Genomic DNA, 25,742 nt, shown 5'->3' on the forward strand with positions numbered 1-25,742 from the left:
TACGGCACAAGTTTAGCCAGTATTCACCTGACCGACACTGAACGCCAAATTTTTGCTCGACCCGTCGGGTCGTCGGAACTAGGACATCGCCATGGCTTCTGCGCAGCAACTTATTGGTATGATCAAGAGCCATGCAGCAGGCGACGATGAGCGTTTTCTGCTGATCGCCGAGCACATCGCCCAGGAAGCCGACAATTCCGGCAAGGTGAAGATGGCGGGCGAAATCAAGGCTCTCATCGAAAGCATTCGAATCGATGCTGCCCGTGCCCGAATCGCCAAGCCTATTCCGATCACGGCACCGCGTGGGGAACTGGCCGGATTGGTGCGGGCATCGTACCCGGAGATCTATTTGTCGGATCTCGTGTTGAGTTCCCAGTTGGAGCGGCGGATCACTCGCATCGTTCGCGAACACCGAGAGCGCTCAACTCTTGAGGCTAAGAACCTCGCTCCTCGGCGCAAGTTCCTCTTCTCGGGACCGCCGGGAACCGGCAAGGGGATGACAGCCAGGGCGATCGCCGGCGAGCTCGGCTTGCCCCTCTTCACCATCCTGTTGGACGGGGTGATCACGAAATTCATGGGCGAAACCGCGAGCAAGCTGCGGTTGATCTTCGACGCAATGGCGACGACTCGCGGCATCTACTTCTTCGACGAGGTCGACGCACTGGCGGCAAGCCGTGGCAGCGAAAATGACGTCGGCGAAGCACGACGCATGCTCAATTCGTTCCTCCAGTTCCTCGAAGAGGACCAGTCCGGCAGCGTTATAATCGCCGCCACCAACCATCGGTCACTTCTCGATCCGGCACTGTTCCGGCGGTTCGACGCTGCCCTGTTCTACGAAAAGCCATCCGCCGAGGAAGCTCGGCGCGTGCTCAATAACCATCTCTTGGCATTTGACGTCGACAAGCTCGACTGGAACGAACTCGACCTGGCATCGCATGGCCTGAGCCAGGCAGACTTGGTTGCCGCTGCGGCAGACGCGGCACGTGATGCCGTGCTCGACAATGACGCAAAAATCACCACCGAGCTGTTGAAACAAGCATTGAAGGATAGAAACACTATCCACCCCAATTGACGGAGCTGAAGTCCAGTCGCAATAAGAATTGCTGAGATTCTAGTGTTTGGACGCAATGGACAATCTCCGTCATATTCATATTCGTGGCCTAGGCAAACGGCCGGCACGATATGCGTCGCCCCTCGGCCGAAGTTCCAGCAACGAGCTCTCCGCTCAGAACCGGCTCCTTCATGCTCGGGCGCTGCGCAACGAACTGGAAAAAAGCGTTGCCGCAATCGCAGAGCTTGCCGAGATGCAGGCGAACGCGACCGTCAAGAAGGCCGCCAGAGGCGTTGCTGTAGCGGTCGACTCTCGCCCCGGCGTGGCACTGATCACCGGTGACGCACGCGCGACATCACCAACACCGAAACTGCTGTCCCTTCGGCGGGCAAAGGGTAGGGATCCGAGCGAGCCGGAGCAGGACACCGCCACGTTCTTCCTCACGATGTCCAACCTGGAGACGCTGCGAAAGAACCTCGCAGCCTATGGCGATTGGCTGCCCGGCAATTCGGTCGAGAACAGCAATGACGACGACGAGGACGAGGGAGGCGAGAACAAGCCCCGTAGCTTCTGGCTTTTTGAAACCGCATCGACCATTCGGCCGGCGTCTTTGCGTGATTACTGGACTGACAGCCTTGAGCGGCTACCTCGAACCCGGCGGTCCACAAAGTGGGAAGTGTGGATTCGAAAGGACTACCGCGACTACTTTCTGAGGGCTTTGACGCAAGCCAAACTCGAGCTCGACGGCAAGCCCACTGAGTTCGTTGAGGTCATGGTCTACAACGTCGTGGGCACCCCTGATCAAATCCAGCGCGTCATTCAGTCGAGTGTTGCGGTCGTCGAACTGCGGAGCGCCTCTGAGCTCGCGGCGGACCTGGTCAAGATGCCTCCCGCGGCGCGGTCCGCAAGAGTGGACCAGGTGGTTGCCCGCCTGCAGCCGCCGCTACCGACAGCACCGCGGGTAGCCGTGCTCGACACCGGCATTGCGGGCAATCACCCTCTGTTGGCCGCATCGACCGCGGCCAACGGGTTTCACGCTGCCATTCCTGCGTGGGGCGTCGGCGATCATCACGGACACGGCACGAAGATGGCTGGCGTCGTTCAGTTTCTGGACCTTGAGTATGCCATGCAGGGGTCTGGGCCTATCCCCCAGTACACCTGGCTTGAGTCGGTGGTGGTTCAGGCACCCCCCGGTGCTGAACCATTGCCGGCCCGCGACGCGTTGGAACGTGCGGTAGCGCTGGTCGAGAAAGTTGAGGCAAAGAGGGTCTTCTGTCTTGCCCAGACCGCTCGAGGTGAAGCGACGAACGGTCGAGGTACTGCGACCTCGGCGGCACTCGATCTGCTTGCTTATAACAATGGCAAGCCGCGCCTGTTCTGCGTGGCGGCCGGCAACGTGCCGAGGACGCCGGTGGAGCCATATGCGGTGGCCGACTACGCAGATCGCAACAAGCGCTTCGGCATAGAGGCGCCCGGACAGGCATTCAACGCCATCACCGTTGGCGCCATGACTTACAAGGCGCAGGGCGCGAACCTAGTCGCGCCCATGGGCGACCTCGCGCCCACGGCGCGAAGCGCCGAAGCGTGGCCGAAGCCGCATCCGAACAAGCCAGACGTCGTCATGGAAGGCGGAAACTTCTCGGTGGACCCCGGGGGGGCGTTTGCTCAGCCATCCCACCAGAATCTGGTGCTCACCACCGGTCGGAACCTACCGCAATCACCATTCAGCCTGACAGGAGAGACGAGTGCTGCCACAGCGGCAGCAGCCGGCCTTCTGGGGCGCCTTCAAGGCTCATACCCTGCCTACAGCCCGGCGTCGCTGCGTGGCCTGCTGGTTCACAGCGCCGAGTGGACCCCCGCCATGATGGCGCAGTACCAGAGCATCGCAGCTGCAAGCGACCAACCAACGGCGAGAGACATATGTCTTGGCCGCTATGGGTGGGGCCTGCCGAATCAGGAGCGGGCCTATCGCAGCGCAGACAACGCCTGCACGCTTGTCATCGAGGATGAGCTCACACCACTGACGCTCGATGACAAGACCATAAAGCTCAAGGAGATGAAGTACTTCAAGCTGCCTTGGCCAACCGCCGCGTTGAAGGCGCTGGGCAACGTTCAGGTCGAGATGAAGGTTACGCTGTCATACTTCGTCGAACCGGATCCACACGCCTACGCCCGGGATCGCGCCGACCGATACCCATCGCACCGGCTTCGTTTTGACGTGCGACGCTTCGGCGAGGACGACTCCAGTGCGCAATCCCGCTTCAATGCACTAGAGGACGACGACGGTCAGTCCGATGGTGGCTGGCAGATCGGACGGCAATATCGGGGTCGTGGCTCGCTCGTTCAGGATGTCTGGACAGGGCCCGCGTTTCATCTGGCCGAGCGCGATGGCATCGCGGTCGGCCCCGTCAAGGGCTGGTGGGCGGACATCCGGAAAGCAAAACGCTATGACACGGCGACGCCATTCAGCTTGATTGTCAGCATCAAGGCGCCGGCCGGGGCAGAACTCTACACCGAGGTCGCCGCAGCAGCAGCGAAGGTCAACGTCCTGGTTGAGGCAAGCCGCCGATAGCCGGACTGTGGCTCAGTTCGCGGCCTTTGCCATGACGTCGCCGTAGGACAGGTAGGCGAAAGCGCTTGGAGACATTGCCGAGTGGTTCTGTCGCGACTTGAGGACGGCGTTTCCGAACGACTGCTGATTGTCGATCAGTTCGGTGAGCGCGTCCTTGATAAACTCGGAGGCGATATTGTCCTGCACTGACCACAGCGGCGCGATCACCCCGCTGAACGACCTGCGGACAAGGGCCGGGGGCCAGCCTGAAGTCGAGGCGAGACATGCATCTGTCGCCCCAACCTGGCAGGCATTGATGATGCAGATCGGGCGATAACGCTTGCCCAGCTGGACGCTGCTATTAATGGCATCTACAGGTACCCAGCCGTCGAGCATTCTGATGCCGACGCTTCCCGGCGCACCTTCCGACGCACCGTGGCCGGCAAAATGCAGCAACCGCACCGCGGTGCTCGGCGGTGTCTGGAGCACGCCCATAAACCCAGCGTAGGTCGGGTAGGGACGGTGTGCACCGTACTTGGTGACGAGCCATTCGGCTTCGGCCTGCGCCGCCGGCAAATTGTCGCCGTACTCGTATTGGGGCGCAAAGGTGATGACATCACCAGTGGGGAAAGACGCCGGCATTGAAGCTCCATCCATGAACCACCTTGCCATTGGATGCATCAAGTATAGGTGGCCAGCACCTTCCAGGTCTTCCTCGACGGGAAACATGAGCTCCCACGGAACATAGGGCTCGTTGGTCATGATCTGGATGGAAAACTTGAAACCAACGCTTTTTTGGATGGCGAGGTAGAGGTTGCGGAACTCTAGCGGAGCGGCCCGCCAGATCTCTTCGCCAATACCCTGTAGTGCACCCTCGTGCTGTCCCTGGGCAAGGTAGGGACAGGCGTTGAACTTGGCCTTGAAGTAGTCCTTGGCGGACATCCCGAAACCGGAGCTTGCGAACCTGAAGGCCTCGCCGAGGTTCCTTAAGCCTGGCCCAACGTTGAACGTCCATTGGTATCGATCGCCGCCACCGGGGTCCTGCAGAATGTTCACCGTCAGATCGGCCGAAGGCTGGTCGGTGGGGATGTTCACGGATGCGGTCGTCGTTTCGCCCATAGCGGTTGCCGACTGAGAAGCAGTCAATTCGAAGGACACTGCCAGTTCTCCGCACGGGCGGCCGTCGTGGGAGAAGATCAGGTGGATGTTCACGCGGCCGAGTGCACGCGCTTCCTCGGCAACAAGAGCCGAAAACATGACTGGCCTGGATGGCGCATCCCGCTTGACTAGAATGATGGCCCGACGATCAACGTCGTCGATCTGCAGCTGCCAGGAGACGATCTCAACGTCGATTGGTAAGGTTGTCCAATCACCGTCGGCAGTGAAGTCGATCCAGGAGTCCTCGGCGCCGGCAGGGGGTGTCAGGCTCAGGTCGACCTTCAGATCGAGCCTCTCGCCAACGCGGACATCGCTGATCGCTTGGGCCGTGGGGAACCGTGTGACCAATTCCCGTCCATCACCAATGCCATCTGGAACGGCAGTCGGAGGTACCTCTAGTGCAGGGGCCTCACCACCGTTGTCAGGCGCGGCACCAACTTCGGACGGCGACATGGGCACATCGAAGCCGTCATCACCAGCGTTGAAGAATGGAGAAGCGACAACGAGCCGGTTCGCCAATACACTGGCGGGAATTCTCTCCACGATCATCGCTTCGATACTCTGCTTGGTCGCTTCACTGAAAACCTCACCGGCGAGGATCAGCCGGCGCCCTTCGAAGGACACCTCGAGTAAGGTAATCTCGTCTTCGAGCTGCTCTTCGAGCTGGCGACGCAGCTCATCCCAGGCCGGACCGTCGGGTAAGGCAAACTTGTTCACGCGTTCCTCCGGTCGGGTTTATGGCAGGAGGTCTACATCGACGACCGTGAAGATGTCCGACGCCTCTTCGGCACCGGTCGCTTCCACGCTCGCTCGATAGCTCCCCGCCGGCAGGGCGTACTGCCATACGTAATAATCGTCTACCTTGTTCATCCGGGTCTTGATCGGGGGCTTGGTGTCGTCGAGGTTGGTGAGCGTAAGATTAAGGAACTGCGCCGACTGGCGAGTGGCGGCCCGGATTGCGACGTCCGCCCCTGCCCGATAGAGATCGTCCACCAGGAGGCTGATGGTGCCAACGCCGCCTCTATCCCGCAGCGGAGTTTCTGGCATCCCTGCGATGGCGTTGCACACGTGTGACATCACAGAGCCGTAGGACGTGATGGCCGAGTGAGATGTGGGCGCAAAGGCGGCGACTTCCTCGCCAACCTCTGGCGGCGTTGCCGATCGCCGCGGTACGGTACCATCGCCGGAAAGAAAACCCTCCTGCACGGACTTGCCGCTGAACGTCACCCATCCTTGATCATCGACGAAGCCACCGACTTTGGTCGGTTGCTCCGATCCGATGACCGTACGTGTCGCGCCCTTGCGCTCAAGGTAGGCCCCGATCGACTTGTTGGTACTTGCCGCATCGCGCATCTCATCATGGAACGCGAGCGCGGACCGCACGCGGTTCCGATCCACCTTGAGCAGGTTGGCATCGACGAGCTTGACCGGAGAACCCGCGCCGTCCCGGAGAAATGGCCCTGTCGGCAAGAGCTGATACAACGAGTCGAAGCCGGCAAAAGTGTAGATACTCCGTTTCACCCCATCTGGCAGAAAGTTCGCCTTGATGCCCGACTGAAGGAAGTCCAGCGCATCGCCCGACCCAGCGAATGGGGTCGCTATTGCGATGGTCGCCCGTGTGGCTTTCCACCCCTCGAGCACTTCGACGAAATGCCGTGCGATCAGTCCACCCATGGAGTGAACGATCAGGATGAGCTTGGCCTCTGCATTGCCGCTCTCCTCGCGCCACGCCTTCAACCAGTCGTGGCTTTCCCTCGCCAACCTAATGGCTGCCACGCGATTGTCACGTCGCCAGTCATAGGGGAACTCGAAGAAGTTCTTTCCCTTTTTCAGGCCCAGCCGGTCCTGTAGATTGTAACTGAGCTCCTGGTAACCGCCGATCTTCCAAAAGTCGGGAATGAGGGCCGGCCACCGTAGGATTGAACGTGGAACGATGCCGTCGCCTATGTCCTCGTCGAGGCTGCCCGGCGCCGTAAGTTGTAGCCGGGCCAAACCGTTGTTGAATACGGAATCCCATATAGATCCTGCTCCCCAGAGCAGCTTGCCGTCCTTGGTCAGCTCGGAGCCGAGAATGCCGGGCAAGAGAACCACGACATCTGGAAAAGCGCCCACGACCAGACCTCCAAACGACAATACCCGATTCACCAGTGCACATCGGTCTGGAAATTATCCGCAAACACATAAATGTAAAGCCTGACAGATTCTGTCGCGGGCGCTGCTTTGCAGGACACTAAATCTCGCGACAATGTGCGTCGGTTGGCCCAATTCGGTGTGGTAAGCTGTTATTTGGACAGTAGAGCCTTTTTGACGGATGATTGGACGACGCCAATTTGCTCCCGCCGGAATCACGTGGAGGTCCGGAACTGGCGCGAAGCGGGCATTGAGCGGCGGGTACCTAGAGGTGGCGTCAAAAACTCCAACCATCCGGTCGCACTTCGAGCCCATCTGTTGGTGACACCTTCGACGAGGGCAGAGCTGGCAATGATGCCCGAGACGCGGCGATTTCTGGTTATGGAAATTCCCGAACGCATACTCCTCGCCTCGAAGTCAAGAGACGACTGGACCCGCCCCAATCACTACGCCCGCGGCAGGGCAATCTGATGCAATCGTGGACCAGCGGCAACCTAACCTACGGACTGGTGTGCGCTGCCTTTCAAGTGTGGGCTTTTAACTAAAGTGTGACTTGGCGTTGTCGGCTATTGATCAGCAACGATGCGCATGCACGATAGGTGGTCAGGGGACCGCAATGTCAGACCATCTCAATCTCGAGCGCCCGCGCTGGTTGCGCGACCTCCTGCGTTTCCTGCCAATGAAGGCGCAGTTCGTGCTATCCGGAAACGTTCATGATCTGCAGCTTGGCTCCTCCACGTCGCCGATGGCCCAACCCCTCGTCACCCTCCTCGGCGAGGAGCTCCGGACTGTCGGTTACGCTGATGTCGTGGTCTTCGATCCCGTCAATGGCTTTAAGGTGGTGGGCCCCTCCTCACCCGCTCAGGGCAATGTTAACGTTCTGACGTCCCTTGGGTTGACGCCTGGCCCAGACGGCACGGCTCCCGCCGGCATCGAGCTGTTCTCCGAGGTGCTGCGCCGGTTGACTTCAAGGGGACCGACCGAGCCGCCGGTGGCGCTGCTGGTCGACTTTGCTTCGCGCCTGATCGCCCGCCCCGAGGCGTTGTCGGTGACCGAAAGCAACATGTTCTCAAGGGCGCTGGTCCTCGCCCATCAATCCCGCCCACGACCTTATGGGTCGCCGCCCCGACCATTCATGAACTCAGTAGTCTGGATCGTCGAAAAGGAAGGTGATCTGCCGGATTGGCTGGTGATCGACAACGTGCGCCTTCGGCACATTCCCGTCGCAAAACCGGATCATCGTTATCGCCGGACCATGGCAGTGCCGTCGATGCAGAGTTTGCAGGGAGCGGCTTCCGCCACGCCCGAGATGCTCGAAAGGGCAACCGACGAGCTGGTCGAAGGCACCGAGGGGTTGCTGCTCCTTGACCTCCATTCGATCTTCACCCTGTGCCGCATCGAAGGCATCGGCATCGCTCGGCTTGGCGATGCGGTACGGCGCTACAAGGTCGGCGTCACTGAAGACCAGTGGGCCCTGATCGATCGGGAGAAGATCAGCAACGCAGCGTCGTTCGTACAAGATCGGGTGCGCGGGCAAGAACGTGCCGTCACACACGTCCTTGATATCATTAAGCGGGCGGTCACCGGGATCGGCGCGCCGCGACGAGGCAATCGTCCGCGTGGGGTAGTCTTTCTCGCCGGTCCCACCGGAGTGGGCAAGACGGAGCTCGCAAAGACCATCACCCAACTGCTGTTCGGCGACGAGTCCGCGTACATCCGCTTCGACATGTCGGAATTCTCAGCTGAGCACTCCGACCAGCGGCTTATCGGTGCCCCACCGGGCTATATCGGATACGACGTCGGCGGCGAGCTCACCAACGCGGTCCGGGAGCGACCGTTCTCGGTGGTGCTGTTCGACGAAATCGAGAAAGCGCATCCCCGCATCCTCGACAAGTTCCTCCAGGTGCTCGACGACGGCGTCCTCACCTCGGGCCGCGGCGATCGCGTCTACTTCTCCGAGACCTTCATCGTCTTCACTTCCAACCTCGGTATCTACCGGCAGGAGCGTGACGGCTCACGCGTTGCGAATGTTACTCCGACCGATGATTTTGTCACGATCGAGCAGAAGGTGCTTGAGGAGATCGACAGCTACTTCAAAACGACGCTGAACCGGCCAGAGCTCCTGAACCGGATTGGCGACAACATCCTGGTCTTCGACTACATCCGACAGGACATTGCCGAGCAGATCTTCCATCAGATGGTCGCCTCAATCCGCAAGGATATTCTCGCCGGCCAAGGCATTGAGGTTGAGATCGGCGCTTCGGCGCTTCGGCGGCTCGCCGAGCTCTGCATTGCCGATCTCTCGAACGGCGGCCGCGGCATCAGGAACAAACTCGAAACGCACTTCATCAATCCCCTCGCCAGGTCCGTGTTCGACATGGGCATTTCGTCCGGGGGTCGAATCGAGATCGAAGAGCTGCGTGATGAGAGCGACGGCCTCGTGCTGCAGATCCGGGGCCACCCCGTGACGACACGATGAGCGTGACACCGATCAGAATATCGCGGCTGCACTTTCCGGTGCGAGCGCTTGGGCCTGGGGCTCGCGTCGGGATCTGGTTGCAGGGCTGCTCGATACGCTGCCCCGGCTGCATCTCGCTCGATACCTGGTCGACGTCCCGTGGCGAAACTTCGGTCGAAGCCGTGGTCGAGGCAATAGTGCCCTGGCTCGCCACGGCCGACGGCTTCACCATTTCGGGTGGAGAGCCCTTCGATCAACCGGACGCTCTGAAGTCGCTCCTGACGTGGGTCCGCGCCGTGCACGGGGGCGACATCCTGGTCTATTCGGGCCATCCGGTCGAGGTACTGCCATTGCAGGAGTTCGAGGGCCTGTTCGACGCCTTGATCAGCGACCCGCTGGTCCTTGCGGCGAGGCAGACCCTGCCCCTAAGGGGCAGCGACAACCAGCGGCTGCACATCGCGACTGAACTCGGACGACTGAGGTTCGGCGATATGGCCGGGCCTGCAGCCCTCGCGAACACTCTGGACGTGATGTTCGACGACGCGACAGGTGACGTTTTCCTCGCCGGCATTCCGCAGCGGGGCGACCTGGCTCGCCTACAGAAGTTGCTGGAGCTTGGTGGACATAAAGCCGGCATTACCGAAGACAGACAGCAATACTCATGACGACGACCATACTTGAACGATATCGGCATTGCCCCAATTGCGGGAGCGACCGGCCCGAGGGCGAATGGCTGTGCAAGAACGATGTCGCGGGCGAGAAGTGTCTTTGGCCGCTGGCCGACCAGCCAGTCCACACCGCGCCCGCGGACACCGGTTCGGTCATTGCCATGCCTCCGCCCCCCGCGGCGACACGAGTCTGCGCCAACGGGCACCCGATGGCCGACGACCTGGAGATCTGCTTCGTCTGCGGTGCCGATGCCATGGTTGCAACCCCACCGGCAGGGTCAGCGACCACTACCGGCGAGGCCGCCGGCGCTCCGATCGAAGATGAGCCCGAAAGTGCAGTAACGATCGAGATCGAGGGATTGTCGGAGCTGAGACAGCTTCGCGCGCCCCAAGGCCAGCCGTTTACCTCATTTACGGCGCGCGATGCGGCAGCCCGCGAGGTCTTCGTCACCCTGTACGACGAGGGCGCCGAGCCCGATCCCCAAGTGTACCAGACCTTGCGGCGATTGCCGCGCGACCATGTTCCAGAACTGATCACGATCGGCCGGCACGACGGACGATCCTACGACGTCTTCGAGCTGATCGGCGGGGGCAGCCTGGCCGAGGCCGGGTATCCCGCCGCAACCGATCCCGACTTGATGCGGCGGCTGATCACTGAGCTTGCTGGTGTGCTGACCAGCTTCGAGGAGGTCGGGCTGCGGCATCGCGATCTCAACCCGCGGACGATCCTGATCCGTGGTCGCGATCCACTCGACCTGGTCGTTGCCGGGTTTGGTTCGGCGCGCATGTCCGACTTCGATCTCGAGTCCGTAGCGCCGCTAGAGCTCACCCGCTACTCGGCGCCCGAAGCCATTGTCGGAGCGGTTAGTGCCGCGTCCGACTGGTGGTCGGCCGGCATGATCGTCCTCGAACAGGCGACAGCCGGCCAGTGCTTTGAGGGGACCAACGATCAGGCCCTTCGGCTGCACGTGGTCACCCGCGGCATCGACATACCGCCGATGGCCGATACGAAACTGCGCCTGTTGTTGAGGGGCCTCTTGGCGCGAGATCCGCATTCGCGGTGGTCGGGCAACCAGGTTAGGGCCTGGCTCCGTGGCGAACCGGTCGAGGTCCCGGACGATGAACGCACGATCGTCGGGGACGGCAACGGGACCGAGATATCTCTCGGGGGTCGCGATTACACCCGCGCCGACCAATTTGCCCTCGCTGCAGCCGAACCGGCCAATTGGGACGAGGCCCAGGAAATGCTTCTCAATGGCGTCGTGGCCACCTGGCTAAGCGGCGCTCAGATTGAAGGCAAGATCCAGGCTCGCTTCCGCCGGGCCATCGGCAACGAGAACGTCGCATCTGACTATCGCCACGCCCTGGCTCTGATGGCGATGAACCCGAACCTGCCCTTGACTCTGCGCGGCGAGATCGTGACGCCAGCATGGCTGCTAGCTCATGCTGATGATGGGTACGAGATTGTAACTGGCGAAGTGGGCCGGCACCTTGAGCAGTTCGACCAGGCCTCCTGGATCGTTGCGCTGGCTTCGCGGGCCGAAGCCGTCCGGGATCGGGCCAAGCTGCTCGAAATCGAGCTCGACGAGAGCCGGCTGCGAGTGGCCCTGCTGTCGACTTCGCGACCCAACCTCGAGGCGGAACGCGAGGTGTTACGGCGGGTTTATCCCGATACCGATCATGCGGGCCTCGCCTCGATCCTCGAGCGTCCCCGGCTGTCTGACGAAGACCTCATCATCTTGATCAGCGCCGCCACTACTCAGTTCGTCGCTTTCGAAACCCTAATTAATGCGGCTGGCGATCTCGCGAGCCGGACCGGCGTTGATTTCGAGCGAGAGCCCTCGGTCGAGCTGTTTGTGCGTCCGCGCCGTGAAATCTTCTCGCTGATCGATCAGCGGACGGCCAATTTCGCCCGCTGCGGCGATCCGGTGGTCGACGAGTGGGTCGATACTTTCCGGGTCGAACGACGGATGACACTGGCGCGTGCCGCCATTGTGCTGGGCGTGCCAGACGATCAATGGTTGGAGCCACCGCGGCAGCAATATGTTGCCAATCTCCTGTCGCATTTCGAGAAGCGGGTGACCGGAACGGTCTCGCGCGGTCCACTCGCGCGCTTCACCATCGGCAAGACGACCCCTCGGCTAGACCTCAGTGAAATGGGAACAGCATTGCGGCCAGCCGACTCGATCCTGAACCTGCTTATCGGGCGTACCGACACACCGATACCGCTGGATCCGTCTGCCTATGCCGCCGACGAAAACCGTCAAAGCCGGCTTCGCCGCCTCGTCAGTCACGCCCAGACCTTTCGCCGTGACACCGGCCTCGACGGCCGGACCATGGGGTTCCCATTCCTTCTGGTTCGAGAGGCACGATCGGCTGCGTCTGAGCCCCAGGCGCGCCCGCGACTAGCGCCGGTCCTGCTCTGGCCTATCATCATCGAGTTTCCAGTCGGAAGTCCGTCCGCGGCCATCAGCTTCGATAAGGAACGAGAGGAAGTACGCCTCAATCCCGCGCTCGAGACCATGCTGCCGCCGAACGAATTCCAGCGCTGGAAGATGGCTCGCGACGAGCTGCTGAGTCGCGGGGCAATCAGGTATGCCGATGTACTAGATGTTTTCGGCTCGTTGGCGCAGCCCCGTTCGCGGACGTTAGAACGACTGCCGTCCCGCGATTTGAAGGTGCCGCTTGGCACGGTCCAGTTGCTGGCGTCGGCGGCCCTGTTCAATGCCGAGTTTGCTGGCCAGGCCGTTGCTGAGGACATACGCCAGATGGTGCGGATGCCGCCGGCTGGAACAGGCCTCGATGCGGTGCTTCGGATTGGTGGCGAATTACAGTTCGACGACCAGCCCGAGGCGGGGCGCGAGCGCGACAGGTTCCTCGTCGTGGCGGCCGATCCTTCACAGGAATCGGCGGTGTTCAAGTCGCGCAGCGCACCGGGACTATTGGTCGAAGGTCCGCCGGGCACGGGCAAGTCTCAGACCATCGTGAACGTGGTGACCGACGCCATTGGCCGCGGTGAGACGGTTCTGGTGGTTTGCCAGAAGCAGGCTGCCCTTAAGGTCGTGCAGAAGCGCCTCGATGCCGAAGGCATGGGGGATCGGCTTTTCCTTGTCGTCGACATCAACAAGGATCGGGAAATCATCGCACGAACCATCCGCGAGCAGCGCGATCTCGTGCGCGCCGTCCCTGAGGGCCGGCTTTCCGCACTCCTGAAGCAGCGCGACGAAAGGACGGCCCGGATCGAGGCGCTGGAAGCCGAGATCGATGCGACGCATACGGCGCTCTACAAGGAGGACAGCGGGTCCGGTCTGACATACCGTGATGTGCTCGATCAACTGATCGCGCTTGAGGAAGAAGGTCCTTGGATCGCTGCCTCGCCGCTGCGTCCGATATTTACAGGACTAAAGCCAGCCGACCTGTCGGTCATCGAGGAGACCTGCGGCCCGCTAGCCCCGTTGTGGCTGGCGTCCCGCTTTGAGAACAGCCCGCTGCACGCGCTGAAGCAGTTCGCGGTCGATCCATCGGTAGCGGTTGCTTTCGACAAGCACCTCGAAGCCTTCGTAGTCGCAGAAACGCAGCGTGCGGCAGCGATCGAGTCGACCGTTGTGTCGCCCGAGGTTGAGGACGTCGGCACCCATCGAGACTGGCTCGAGACCGACGGCAGTTCACTTGAACGGATGTCGGATGGTTTGCGCTCCTACCTAAACGCCTGGCTCGACCTGTTCGAAACCCCTGCTGCCGGCTCGCAGGGCGATCCGCTGATCGCTCGCATTCGCGAGATCGGAGCCGCCCTGGCCGAGGTACCGGCGGATGATCATTCCGATGAGCTGTTCGCGCCGCTGCTGCAGCTCGACGACAACGAGCTTGCACGATCGCTTGACGACGCTCGCAAGTCATCGTCGGCTGCGGGCGTCCTAGGCTTCCTCAACTTCCGCCGCCATGCACGGCACGGCCGGCTAAAGCGCTTTCTGGAGGCCAACAATCTGCCAGCAGACAAGGCGGGCAAGGCGCTCCTCCACGGTGCTCTCGAACTGGAAGCAGCGTTGCGGCCCTTGCGAGAGGAGATGGCGGAAATCTGCCGAGCTCTTCGCGTCGCGGTGCCTCCCGACGCGACCGTTGCGACGCTGCTTCATTATCAGCAGGCGCTGGGAACAACGCTCGAAGCGGTTCGTCCGCTTGCATTGGCGGTTCGCGCCAGCCCATGGAAGGCCGAGGCTGTGGCTGCGACGCGAGCAGCTACAGCTGGAGCATTTTCTGAGCTTCGGGAGCGAATGCTGGGGGCCTTCCTCCGCAGCGATGCGAGGCGCACCAGCCGGGACGCGCTCTTGGCGCTCGAGGCATGGTTCGAGTCGGACTGGCTTCGGAAGGCGGACGAGGCTGTCAGTGGCCGCGGTTCCATGGCTGGGATGGTGGCCGCAATTCGAGATTCTGCGCCACGGTTAAACGCGTTTCAGCGGTTCCGCCTTCGTGCTACGGCCCTCCAGCCGGAAGTGCTGCGGGTCTTTGCCATGCTGCGTGAATGGCAGGATCAGTTCGACGATGTGCCCCAGTCCGAGCTCGACCCACTTTTCCGTCGGACCGTTCGTCGCGAGGCCCTCTTGGCGTGGAAGGGCCGCATAGAAGCGACCCAGCCGCAACTGCTCGTCGAGGCGGGTGAAATTCAGCAGAAAGTTACGAGTCTCGCGGCCCTTGATCGCGAAGTGCTCGGCCTAAACAAACAGATCCTTCGTCTCGACATCGACCCCGACAGGCTCGGAACTCAGGTGGCCTGGGACGATTTGACCCGTATGAGGGGCCCGCGAGCAAAACGGCTGCGCGAGATCCTTGACCAGGGACGGGATCTCGGCCTGATGCGTATGCGGCCAATCTGGCTGATGAATCCCGACGTCGCGAGCCGCGTGTTGCCCTTGAAGGCCGGACTGTTCGACGTCGTGATCTACGACGAGGCCTCGCAGATGCAGGTCGAGTTCGCAGTCCCAACCCTGTTCCGAGCCAAGCGTGTCCTGATCGCTGGCGACGAGAAGCAGATGCCGCCTACGAGCTTCTTCAGCTCCTCCCAAGTTGAAGACGAGGAGGACGAAAGCTCCGATGAGGCGTTCGACGACGCGATAACCGAAGCGGAGAGGGTGGCGCAAGAAGAGACCTGGAACCGGCGCGAAGTGAAGGATTGTCCGGATCTGCTGCAACTGGGACGTGGCGTGCTGCCTACGACCACGCTGCAGATTCACTACCGCTCCAGGTATCGCGAATTGATCGATTACTCGAATTCCGCCTTTTATGGTGGCGGTCTCAGCGTCCCGGCGAGCCACCCGGCAGATGAGATCAAGCGTGTACGACCGATCGAAGTCGTGCGAGCCAACGGCATCTACGAGGCGCAGACCAACGCCATTGAGGCAGAGCGTGTTGTAGATGTCGTCGCTGGACTGTGGGCGAAGCCGACGCCACCCAGTATCGGCGTCGTGACCTTCAACCGCAAACAGGCCGACCTCGTCGAAGAGGCCCTCAATCGGCGAGCGGCGATGGATGGCGAATTCCTGCGGGCATATCGACGGGAACGCGACCGCACCCAAGGTGGCGAAGACATGGGCTTCTTCGTCAAGAACGTGGAGAATGTGCAAGGTGACGAACGCGACGTGATCGTATTTTCAACCACTTTCGGTCGCGACAAGCATGGTGCCTTCCGAAGGGTCTTCGGCGTGCTCGGCCAGGCTGGCGGCGAGCGGCGGCTAAACGTTGCGGTCACCCGCGCGCGCGAAAAGGTGATCCTTGTGACGTCGATGCCGCTCGGAGATGTCTCTGACTGGCTCACTACGGGCCAGGCCAATAAGCCGCGCGACTATTTGCAGGCCTATATCGATTATGCCGAGCGGCTGAGTTCCGGCGATCTCGACTCTGCCGCGGCATCCGCGCGTCGGCTCAACACCCGCTCCGGTATCGCTCGCTTCGACGCGAGCGAACAGGGTCAGAGCGGCTTCGTCCAATCGGTGGGCAAGTTCATCGCAACGCTTGGCGTGGATGCAGAGGTGTCGCGTGTTGGCGACGCCTTCCAACTCGACTTCGCGATCAAGGATCCCAGGACCGGATTGTTCGGGATCGGTATCGAGTGCGACGCGCCTCGCCATCAGCTTCTCTCGAAGGCCCGGGCGCGCGAGATTTGGCGCCCGAGTGTCCTGAAGCGTGAGCTCAAAGCCTTGCACCGCGTGACCAGCCATAGCTGGTACCACGAGCCGAAAGAGGAGCGTGATCGCCTGCGGTCGGCGATCGCAGCAGCATTGACGTGAGGTACTGATGAGCGGTCCGAAAGTTATCAGGGTGGTGACGCGCGAGGAGCTTGAGGCCATTTGCTCGCGCCTGATCGCCCGCGTCGGTGCCGCTAGCACGGATCTGTTGCGCACGCTGGGCCGCAACGAGCTACTCACCGACGCAATCGAGAAGGATATCGCGGGGCGTATCAAGGCGCTGTCGGATCAACTGCGGGCGGGCCAGTTCGACGCCGTGCAGAGGCAAGCTCCACCGCTTATCGCGTTTTTTAAAGGTGAAAAGCAGCGTTACCAGCAGTTAGCAATCGCGAAGGCCGAGGCAGCGAGGAAGGAACGCCAGCAGCTTGTCGATGCCGCCGCCAGCGTTGCGTATGCCCTGCAGCAGCAGAACAAGCCGATCCCGGACGAACTTGGCCGCATTATCGAGGGGGCGCTGTCCGCAAAGCCAGAAAATGTTCCGAGTTTCCGCGCTGAAGTAGACAAGGTGTTTCGATCGCTGTTGAGTTCTGCGAAAAGCAGTCCTGTAGCATCCGGGGACCTTGCCGCAAAACTCTCGGGCGGGCTTACAGGTCAATCACTATCACAATGGTTGAGCGTTCAACCGGCGAGTCGCGGTGCGTCGGACCGGCTGATCCACGTACTTTCACAGCTTGAGGTGTTAGAGGGCGGGATGACTCTAGCGCAGTTTGCGACGCGGATCGCGGCCATCGATCGAGAAGCCAAGATAGACCGGCGGCGACTACTTGAAGACTCGCTGGTGCTGGACGTTTCGGCGGCACTTGCGCAGCGCCGAATGATTGAGGAAACCCGAGTCCAGGTCCTCGAGGTGGCAGCTGAGCTCGCTACCGTTGCTGGGAAAGAATTAGCCGACCAACGGGAGCGTATCCGTATTCTCGTTTTAGATCCCGACCTTGTCGGTGCAGCGGACTTTCTTGATGAGGTGCGGGGTTTCATTAAAGCCCGCGCCGCGGAGAACGCGGCCGCTGCGCGGCGTCGGGCGGTGCTGACGGGTCTTGCAGGACTCGGATATGAGGTGAGCGTCGGTATGGAGACCGCTTGGGCACAGGAAGGCAGCATTGTTGTTGCAAAGCCCGGAGCGACAGACTACGGGGTGGAGCTTGGCGGCCCGGCCGACGCCTCGCGCCTTCAAGTCAGAGTGGTTGGGGCGGCGGCCCCCGTATCACCGCGCTCTCAGCAGCGCGACACCGAGCAGGAGAAGCTTTGGTGTTCTGAGGTCGACGAACTAATCGCATCGCTCGACCGAAGCGGCACTGAGCTCATCATCGAGAGGGCACTGGGCATCGGATCGCAACCATTGAAGAGTTCCGCGCTCTTGGGGCAACACACTGGCGGCGTTGCCACGGATGAAGTTTCGAGCCGGAAATCGCGGGCACTAAAGTAGCTGCATCGATGCGACGTCGCGTCCGGCCCATGAGACATTGGGTTGTCAACCTGCCCAGTTGTGGCAGCTGTGGCGGCACTGGGCCGATGACCGCTTTCGGCACAAATGGGACCCTTAGGGCGATGCGGCGGCTTTGTCCCAGTGAACGGCCTGCTCAGTCCATTCTAGCGGGAACGGCTCAAGGAGATGCGCCAGCCCGAGCCCTCGTGGCTGACTACCATTGAGGATGGCCTCCACGGTCGTCGGGGATAGCAGGGTCATCCGGATCACCCTGCTCACGTAAGAGGCGTTGATCTTCTCTGCGACGGCGATCTCGGCGATCGTTGCGTATTTACCTCTGTCGAGGAGACGCTGCCACCGGAACGCCCGCGCGAGGGCTTTGACCATCGTGTTATCGACGTTGATCGGCGATGCCCTAAGCTGTTCGCCATCTGGCGCCACGATTACCCTTCGGCCGCCGATACGCCGGAACGACAGCGGCACGGTGACAGTGGTGATGCCATTTCGGGTCAGGCTCATGGTGTTCATGAGGTCGGGGCAGCAGTTTGGGGGAGCACCTCTTTGACCAGGCCAGTGAGGCCCTTGGTCTTTAGGTGGATCTGGAGCCCCTGGTCGGATACGTCGACGCGGTCAACCAGGAGCTGGACGATGCGAGCCTGCTCAGCCGGAAACAGTTCGTCCCAAATCTGGTCGAACGCAACAAGCCCTTCACGGACGTCACGCTCGTCGATATCCGGCAGTGACGCCCTAGCCGCGTTCCAGGTTTGGAAGATGATCTCCGGCGCCCTGACGAGCTGCCGCACCTGGTCGATCACGGCAGACTCCACCTCCCCCGCCGGCACACGGCGCACCGGACAGGCATCCGGACCCGACTTCAGAACGTCCTGGCTGATGTAGTAGCGATAGAGCTTGCCGCGGCGTCGGGTGTGGGTAGGCGACATCGCTCGGCCCGACGGTGCAAAGATAAGACCCTTGAGCAGCGCTGGTGTTTTCGCGCGGGTGCGCGCTGCACGCGTCCGGGGACTGACCTGCAGCATCGAGTGCACCTTGCCCCACAGATCGTCGTCAACGATGGCCTGGTGCTCACCCTGGTATTCCTGCTGCTTGTGGACGGCCTTGCCGTTGTAGACCTTGTTGTTGAGCACCTTGTAGATGCTGCCCTTGTCAAAGCGCTTGCCTTTGCGGTTCACGATGCCGGACTTTGTCAGCTCACCAGCGAGTTTGGTGGCTGACCCAAGTTCCGCAAACCGCTGGAAGATTAAACGGACGACTTTGGCCTCGGATTCAACCGGGGTGAGTTTGCGATCGAGAGCGCGATACCCCAGCGGCACTGGCCCGCCCATCCAAATGCCCTTCGCCCTGGATGCGGCGATCTTGTCGCGAATACGCTCGCCCGTCTGCTCGCGTTCGAACTGACCAAAGCTCGCGAGCACGTTGAGCATCAACCGACCTGCCGCGGTTGTCGTGTTGAGGTGCTGGGTCACCGACACGAAAGTAACCTCCGCCTGGTTGAATTCCTCGATCAGGGAAAGGAAGTGGGTAAGGCTCCGGCTGATCCGGTCGATCTTGTAGACGACCACCACGTCAATCTTGCCGCGGTCAATGTCGGACCTTAGTCGCGCCAACGCAGGGCGATCGAGGGTTCCTCCGGATATTCCACCGTCGTCATAACGGTCCGGTACCAGTATCCATCCCTCTGCGCGCTGACTGGCAATGCACGCTTCGCCGGCCTCGCGCTGGGCATCGAGGGAGTTAAAGTCTTGTTCCAGACCCTCCTCGCTCGATTTGCGGGTATACACGGCGCAGCGCAGCTTGCGCGAGGCTGGGGCTACGGGTTGGCGGGTCATATGCGCTCCCCTGCCCTTGCGAGCCCGAAGAAGACCCAGCCGTTCCAGCGCGTGCCGGTTATTGCGCGTGCCACTGCCGATAGGCTCTTGAACGGACGCCCCTGGTACTCGTAGCCGTCGATCGTGACCGTGACCGAGTGCTCGATTCCGCGGAACTCGCGGACGAGGCGGGTTCCAGCGACGGGTTTCCGGTCGGTTCGGATTCGCCGAACCACCATGTTGCCCCCATCGAGTTGCTCGCCGAGCGCGTGAAGCCTCTGTTTGGTCTCTCGGGAAAGCCCGCCGATCGCGAGCTCTTGCAATCGATATGCAAGTCGACTCTCCAAGAACTGACGGTTGTAGGGCGGCGGCGCGGATCCCGTAAGCGCAATCCACCTCTGCCGCAGTTCAACGACCGTTTGGGTTCTGAGCGATACTATTTGATTTACTATTGTGGATTGCATGTTTCCTCCAAAGATCGTTGAGACAACCGCTCCTGGGAGATGTGAACTCAAGTTGATCTCCGCAAGTTTTGCCAGAATTCTAGCTTGACTGGAGCGGTGCTGCGCGACTTAGCCCTGCTGCGAGCAGGAGACCGAGTTCCGTTGCGGCTGGCACGGATCGCGCAGAGGCGGTGCTACGCCTCCTCGGTGCTGGCTCAGGCTTGGGAGCTCGCGTTTGCGACGGTGGGCTCGAATGAGCGACACTTCGTCTTCGCAATAGTGCGTATTGTGCTCTTGCCAGAGCAGAGGCGTGGCGTTCCATCGAAATCTCCTTGGCCATCTGGGGCACATGACAGGAGAAGAGCTCGAAGGAACACGGCCCCAACCGGCGCGAATTTGGAGTTCGAAACGGCCGTATCTTAAGCGAGCGAAACACAACTAGCAGGAAGAGGGTGAGGATGGGCCCCACCGTGCAGCTAGGAGTATTTCAATGAGTTCGTCGCGTCAGTTCTCGAAGGTTTCGCCGCTCGTCTGGCATTCAAAGCGTTTTCGCTCTTTGGATTCCGATGGGCAGCTGCTGTTCCTCTATTTTTTGACCTGTGAGCATCAGACGAGCGCGGGCACGTTTCGTATCCCTGATGGATACGCCATAGCGGATCTAGCTTGGGAGCTGCCGCGCTACCTCGAAGTTAGGCAGCGCGTTAAGGCGGCAGGCCTTATCGATTGCGACGAAGACGAGAATTTCGTCCAAGTCATGGGGTGGTTTAAGTTCAACCCACCGACAAACGAAAAACACGCTCAGGGCACTCTGAGATTGCTGCAGGGCATAAGCAGCCCACGGCTGAGAGAAGCGTCTTTGACGGCGTTTGAAAATGTTGCAGCCCCACGTCGCAGCGGCGACCGGCAGCTACAATTAGCCCGCATGCGCACAGAAGCCGAGTTTCGAAATTAGGGGTATCAGAGAGCTCAAATAGCCTTCGTCGTAAAAAGACCTACTCGCCAGACATAGAAAAAGACCACACAGCAAACACACAACACGACGGCTCAGACCTGAGACGCCCTAGTCGTCGCGCGAAAGGTCGGCCGGGTTGTAAGTGATTCCGAATTTCGGATCGTACACAAGCGGGATGATCTCTCCGTCCTCCTCGGTGTACCCGTGTGGATAATTTGCCTTAGCGAGTGCGTCGAGGCGACCCTTTGCCTTCCGTAGCAGCTTGCTAAATTTGGAGGGACTGTCACCCGTTGATGGAAAAGCAGCGGAGTAGAGAAAGTCGATCAGCTCCCCACCTGACACGGGCATAGGCAGGGGCTCCCCGGATGGTGTGGCAGTCAACGGTTTCGGAGGAATTAAATGGATTGTATCTTCCATCACCTGGCAAAACATGCGGGCAAATCGAAACAGCGGTTTCTTTTCATGGTTCGCCATAGGTTCTGCGTTAAGTGCAAGCGACAGATCGCCCTTAAGGGCGGCGAATTCCCTAATCAGCGCCGCCAGATGCTGCTCGATCCAGTTTACGCGCCTTTGCGGAGATTGTGACGCTAGTACAGTCTTTGATACAGATATCAGGGCCTCAAGGTAGGATCGAATTTCCTCTTCGTCTATTGAGGGGCCCCTTATATCCAGCCGTCCCATAAACCTCGAGCGACCTTCGCTCGGGGGTTCATCTAGGACTTGTATCAACTGCCCGGCTCCAGCTTTGGCGGTTCTAGCCATCGCGCTCATCACCCAGCGTATTTCGGCCTTGGGCGTTGCGAACAGCCACCTCCAAGCGACAGCATCTATTTGCTCCATCTGCGCTATCGTAACGCTCAATTCGCCTGTCTCTGCGAGCGCGGCGAGTTGTGTATCCAACAACAGCCATTGGTGTTTTTTTGACATCCACCGATCCCTTTACCTAACCTTGGAACGGCAAACGTTGACCGGTGGTAAACGGCGGTTGCGCTTCGACCGAATGGAGTCAACGGCCGGAACATCGACCACCTTGCGGTCTGAAATGGCCGTTGGAATCGCGCGGCAATAGACAATCTTTCTCTAGACCGAGGGGTCGAAGGCGAGTGCTTCCGATCTCATCGGCTAACTACCTTGAGAGAGACAGATGACCACACCTTGTTCTGACGGCGAAGTTGACTCGCGCCCTCCAGAGTTAAGACCAGAAATGAGTTCTAATCCAACCCGCATTCATGCTCGAAGGAACATTCGGGACGGATGGCACACCACGTCCCGGGCAAAAAGCTACGAGGCGTGCCTCGGCGCTTACGGATGGACTTTGCTGCCCAATCCCTTGGTCTCGTCCTTACGATCCTGGTTCGCTCAGCAGGGCGTAGACTTAACGCGCCAGCGGAGCGAACAAGAACTCCTCGAGACCGGGGGCCCTAGCCCGGAGGAGCTCCGGGCTCCATTGCTCGACACCGACCGGCCCATCTCGCTCGCGGTGCTGCAAGAATTGCTTATCGAGCGGGGTCAGATTCTCACGGCAACGCACCCCATCCTTCAGCGAACTTCTTATCGAGTTCAGGCTGCTAGACCGCCGCTGAAGCGTCCCAACCCTTCAGCTCCTGTCTTGGACCAGCAGCGTCGGAGCCGTGCAAACGGTCACCTTACATTCACAGGGAACGCACAATGAGCCACATTGAAAGATTGAGGGCAAAAGTCCGCGCACAGGAGGCCCTCTTGATGGCGCTGACCCTGGAGTCTTTAAGGGGGAACCCCAACAAGCACGATCGCATACTCGAACTAATGGCCACCGCTAGCGCGATAGTGGAATCGCCGGATGACGAGGAGCGCGCGCAGCCAGACCCATCGTTTACTACCTATTTGGCGGGTGTGGAGCTGGAGACGCTCACCGAGATGCTCATGGTCTGTTCCATGAAAGCCGATGAAGATCTGCCTTTCCGAGGGTTTACGTTCGTCCGTTCGGATGAAGCTTGGCTCGAGTTGCGGGACCTACTGATTTCGCCCGAGATCCGCGAAGGATTTCGCCAAAAACACACTCAACCAAAGACGGTTGAGATCCGCAATCGCGTTAGAGCCGCGGACCACATTGAACGCTGGTTGCAGGACCGGATACGAGAAGAGGAAGCAGAAGCTAAACGTTAGGCACGCTCCACATACTCACCAGCTTGGAGCAAAGGGGCTACCCCTTCCCCCTACCCACCGCCGTGGACAGAGGGAGGGGGCACGCCCCATAGGTTCCTGACCTAGGGCCACTTCCCTGCGGGGGCGCTGCCTCCCGCAAATCGAGCGTATTCCGATTTTTCAATTTGCCGTTTCGTTTCGCACATTCTGCTCCAGCCGGCCCAAATCCAGCTTGTTTTGAGTAGCGAAGCGAAATGCGACCCACAATCAATGGGCGGGCCTGGACCACGGACACGGAACAGACCGTGAGTGTCGTCTCGGAGCCGTCGCTGCGAACCGCTGAAAGGCGCAACATGACTTTGCAACTGGAACATTGGCCGCTTGAGCGGCTAAAACCCTATAACCGTAATGCGCGCACGCATAGCGTCGAGCAAATCACGAGCATCGCAAACTCGCTCCTGGAATTCGGCTGGGGCCAGCTGATTCTTGTCCGACGGGAAACCGAGGAGATCATCGCGGGACATGGGCGGTACTATGCGGCCGAACAGCTCCGCAACAAAGGGGATGCCCGGTTTGCTGTCATCCCGGTCGCCGTGAAGAGCCACCTGAGCGATGAGCAGGCCCACGCTCTGGCGATTGCCGACAACCGACTGGCGGAACTTTCAGACTGGGATTTTGACCTGCTGAAATCCGAACTGGACGATTTGAAGGCTGCGGATTTCGACCTTGAGGTCACAGGATTTTCCGACAAGGATCTGGCCTTGATGTTCGATTGGGGCACCGAGGGCCAGTGCGACCCTGATGATCTGCCCGCACCAGAGGACGAGACGGTCACCAGAACTGGAGACACCTGGCTTCTCGGCGATCACGTCCTGAGGTGCGGCGACAGCACCTCCGCCGATGATGTCGCAGCGCTGCTTGGCGGCCGCGTCCCTGCGGTCATGGTGACCGACCCGCCGTATGGGGTGGAGTATGAGCCGGGCTGGAGAGCTGACGCAGGCATCAACGCAAACTCGCGAAAGCTCGGGGAGGTGCTGAACGACAGCCGCGCGGACTGGAGCGAGGCGTGGGCGCTCTATCCGGGAGATGTTGCCTATGTCTGGCATGCCGGCAAATTCGCCAGTACCGTCCAAGACAGCCTCGAGTCCTGCGGCTTCGAAGTTCGGTCTCAGATCGTGTGGCGAAAAGAGCGGTTTGCGCTTGGGCGCGGCGACTATCACTGGCAGCACGAACCCTGCTGGTACGCCGTTCGCGGTGGCCGGCCAAGCGGCTGGCTCGGAGATCGCACTCAGAGCACCGTTTGGGACATCAATGCGCGGGAGGGCAGCGGGCTCGGGCATGGAACTCAGAAGCCGGTCGAATGCATGAAGCGGCCGATCGAGAACAGCACGGTGCTGTCCGCATATATCTATGATCCCTTTGTCGGCAGCGGCACGACTATTATCGCGGCCGGAATGACCGGACGGCGATGCCTGGCGATGGAGCTGTCACCCCATTACGTTGATATCGCGGTCAGGCGCTGGCAGGCCTTCACTGGCCGCCAAGCGACCTTGGCCGGCACCGGCGATGACTTTCGAAAGGTTGCCGAAAAGCGCTCGCAAACAGGCCGGTTGCCGGACCCATGCGCCTGCTAAGCCTCCGAGCCCGGGTTCTCGGCATCGCGACATATCCACCAGTGCCCGTTTGGACGCTGCAATTGTGGTGAACGAAGCCGATGCCATGGGAAATGCGAGTGGCATGGCAGATTCTCCGGTCGTAGGCTGACTGTCAGCCAGTAAGCATCGTCTTATCGGCGAAGACGAAGGCCTTCTCGACCTGGCCGCGCTCGCGCACGAGGGTGCAGACATCGGCAAAGGTCGCGCCTTGGGGAACGGCCCCCGCCCGACGGATGGCGGCGTCGATCTCCTCCAGGACGGTCTGGAAGTTGAGGCGAACGCGATCGGAAGGATCGGCATAGTCGTTGTCGTTGTGGGTGACCATGTGAACGACCGGCACTGCGGGGTTCCGCGCGAGGACCTGCGCCACGATGTTGGTGGCGATCGTGCGGTAATCGGCTTTTTCCCAGTCTGGCCGCAGATCCCAGCAAAACTGCCGCCCGCCGCGGACTTCGTGGCTGGACAGATCAACCGAGAGCGGGATGTCGACGAAATCGAGATCGCCCGGAACCTGCCGGAAGGTGCCGTTGGCGCGGTGCGGATCGGGGGTGGCGCCGGCCCAAATGGCGTTGAGATCGGGATAGACGCGGCCCGGAATGGAGCAGGAGCCGCCGAGGAACCCGAGCGTATCGAGCACGCCAAAGGTGCGATCATTGGCCGAGAAGGTGCCCGGTCTGAAATAGCGCGGGCGCTTGCCGAGCCCGGCCATCCACATGTCGGTGGCTTCCGAGAGGATGGCGTATTGCTGGGCCTCACTGAGGCCGCCGAAATGGGCCTTGTAGTGCCCGTCGGAGAATTTCCACGGATGGATGTGGAGCCCGAGGCAGGCGCCTTCGCCCTCGAGAGACAGAAAGAGGTCACGGTGGGCGTGGCAGACTTCGGGGTGGATGATGTAGGTGACCGGCCAGCCAAAGGCGCGGGCCATGGCATCGTAGCCGCGGATGAAGCGCTCGCTTTGTCCATACGTACGGGGCCCGGAGGCGCCGTCGGGCCGCTCGCCTTCGGGCAGGGGCTTTTCCACGTCCATGGTGATGAGGACATAGATGGTCTTCATTTCATTAGGT

Annotated in this window: 16 protein-coding genes; 9 read left to right on the top strand and 7 right to left on the bottom strand. The window is 60.9% G+C overall.

What is annotated here, in order from left to right; all coding sequences use genetic code 11:
- Positions 1-91: 91 nt before the first annotated feature.
- Positions 92-1,072, top strand: a complete 981-nt coding sequence (locus BT183_RS09980) for an AAA family ATPase (RefSeq protein ID WP_072342262.1) — start codon at positions 92-94, stop codon at positions 1,070-1,072.
- 55 nt (positions 1,073-1,127) lie between these two features.
- Complete coding sequence (locus BT183_RS09985) at positions 1,128-3,623, top strand: S8 family peptidase (RefSeq protein WP_084603430.1); 2,496 nt, start codon at positions 1,128-1,130, stop codon at positions 3,621-3,623.
- Positions 3,624-3,635: 12 nt separating this feature from the next.
- On the opposite strand, the gene BT183_RS09990 is transcribed toward BT183_RS09985, so the two are convergent.
- Complete coding sequence (locus tag BT183_RS09990; RefSeq protein ID WP_072342268.1) at positions 3,636-5,477, bottom strand: CHAT domain-containing protein; 1,842 nt, start codon at positions 5,475-5,477, stop codon at positions 3,636-3,638.
- An 18-nt stretch (positions 5,478-5,495) separates the two neighbouring features.
- A complete protein-coding gene (locus BT183_RS09995) occupies positions 5,496-6,872 on the bottom strand; it encodes a lipase/acyltransferase domain-containing protein (RefSeq protein ID WP_177282484.1) in 1,377 nt (458 codons plus the stop codon).
- A gap of 634 nt (positions 6,873-7,506) precedes the next feature.
- On the opposite strand from BT183_RS09995, the gene BT183_RS10000 reads away from it, so the two are divergent.
- The 4 genes from BT183_RS10000 to BT183_RS10015 all read left to right on the top strand — a co-directional run bounded on the left by BT183_RS10000 (position 7,507) and on the right by BT183_RS10015 (position 17,678).
- Positions 7,507-9,369 (top strand): AAA family ATPase, encoded by a 1,863-nt coding sequence (locus tag BT183_RS10000; protein WP_072342274.1) that lies wholly within the window; start codon positions 7,507-7,509, stop codon positions 9,367-9,369.
- Complete coding sequence (locus BT183_RS10005) at positions 9,366-10,013, top strand: 4Fe-4S single cluster domain-containing protein (protein WP_072342277.1); 648 nt, start codon at positions 9,366-9,368, stop codon at positions 10,011-10,013. The genes BT183_RS10000 and BT183_RS10005 overlap by 4 nt, the downstream gene beginning before the upstream one ends.
- Before the next feature lie 212 nt (positions 10,014-10,225).
- A complete protein-coding gene (locus tag BT183_RS10010; RefSeq protein ID WP_177282486.1) occupies positions 10,226-16,297 on the top strand; it encodes an AAA domain-containing protein in 6,072 nt (2,023 codons plus the stop codon).
- Between the two features lie 7 nt (positions 16,298-16,304).
- Positions 16,305-17,678, top strand: a complete 1,374-nt coding sequence (locus BT183_RS10015; RefSeq protein ID WP_072342283.1) for a hypothetical protein — start codon at positions 16,305-16,307, stop codon at positions 17,676-17,678.
- A gap of 114 nt (positions 17,679-17,792) precedes the next feature.
- On the opposite strand, the gene BT183_RS10020 is transcribed toward BT183_RS10015, so the two are convergent.
- The 3 genes from BT183_RS10020 to BT183_RS10030 are packed head-to-tail and all read right to left on the bottom strand — an operon-like array spanning position 17,793 to position 20,019.
- Positions 17,793-18,206, bottom strand: coding sequence for a hypothetical protein (locus tag BT183_RS10020; RefSeq protein WP_210185465.1), 414 nt, complete (start codon positions 18,204-18,206; stop codon positions 17,793-17,795).
- The gene (locus tag BT183_RS10025) at positions 18,203-19,525 is read right to left on the bottom strand and encodes a recombinase family protein (RefSeq protein WP_072342288.1); all 1,323 of its coding nucleotides are present in this window, start codon (positions 19,523-19,525) and stop codon (positions 18,203-18,205) included. The genes BT183_RS10020 and BT183_RS10025 overlap by 4 nt, the downstream gene beginning before the upstream one ends.
- Positions 19,522-20,019 (bottom strand): DUF2924 domain-containing protein, encoded by a 498-nt coding sequence (locus tag BT183_RS10030; protein WP_244545298.1) that lies wholly within the window; start codon positions 20,017-20,019, stop codon positions 19,522-19,524. Before BT183_RS10030 ends, BT183_RS10025 begins: the two co-directional genes overlap by 4 nt.
- A 418-nt stretch (positions 20,020-20,437) precedes the next feature.
- Here BT183_RS10030 and BT183_RS10035 point away from each other — a divergent pair, with 418 nt between their 5' ends.
- Positions 20,438-20,899, top strand: coding sequence for a hypothetical protein (locus BT183_RS10035; RefSeq protein ID WP_143145753.1), 462 nt, complete (start codon positions 20,438-20,440; stop codon positions 20,897-20,899).
- A gap of 108 nt (positions 20,900-21,007) precedes the next feature.
- On the opposite strand, the gene BT183_RS10040 is transcribed toward BT183_RS10035, so the two are convergent.
- Complete coding sequence (locus BT183_RS10040; protein ID WP_072342297.1) at positions 21,008-21,826, bottom strand: hypothetical protein; 819 nt, start codon at positions 21,824-21,826, stop codon at positions 21,008-21,010.
- 741 nt (positions 21,827-22,567) lie between these two features.
- Here BT183_RS10040 and BT183_RS10045 point away from each other — a divergent pair.
- Both BT183_RS10045 and BT183_RS10050 read left to right on the top strand, forming a co-directional pair.
- Positions 22,568-23,044, top strand: a complete 477-nt coding sequence (locus tag BT183_RS10045; RefSeq protein ID WP_072342299.1) for a hypothetical protein — start codon at positions 22,568-22,570, stop codon at positions 23,042-23,044.
- A 284-nt stretch (positions 23,045-23,328) separates the two neighbouring features.
- Positions 23,329-24,657 carry a site-specific DNA-methyltransferase gene (locus BT183_RS10050; protein ID WP_244545299.1) on the top strand — a complete coding sequence of 443 codons (1,329 nt, stop codon included), beginning with the start codon at positions 23,329-23,331 and terminating at the stop codon, positions 24,655-24,657.
- Between the two features lie 133 nt (positions 24,658-24,790).
- On the opposite strand, the gene BT183_RS10055 is transcribed toward BT183_RS10050, so the two are convergent.
- On the bottom strand, positions 24,791-25,732 hold the full coding sequence (locus BT183_RS10055; RefSeq protein ID WP_072342302.1) for a polysaccharide deacetylase family protein: 942 nt from the start codon (positions 25,730-25,732) through the stop codon (positions 24,791-24,793).
- Positions 25,733-25,742 lie beyond the last annotated feature (10 nt).

This window comes from Devosia enhydra, assembly GCF_900119845.1.
Taxonomy (GTDB): Bacteria; Pseudomonadota; Alphaproteobacteria; order Rhizobiales; family Devosiaceae; genus FPKU01.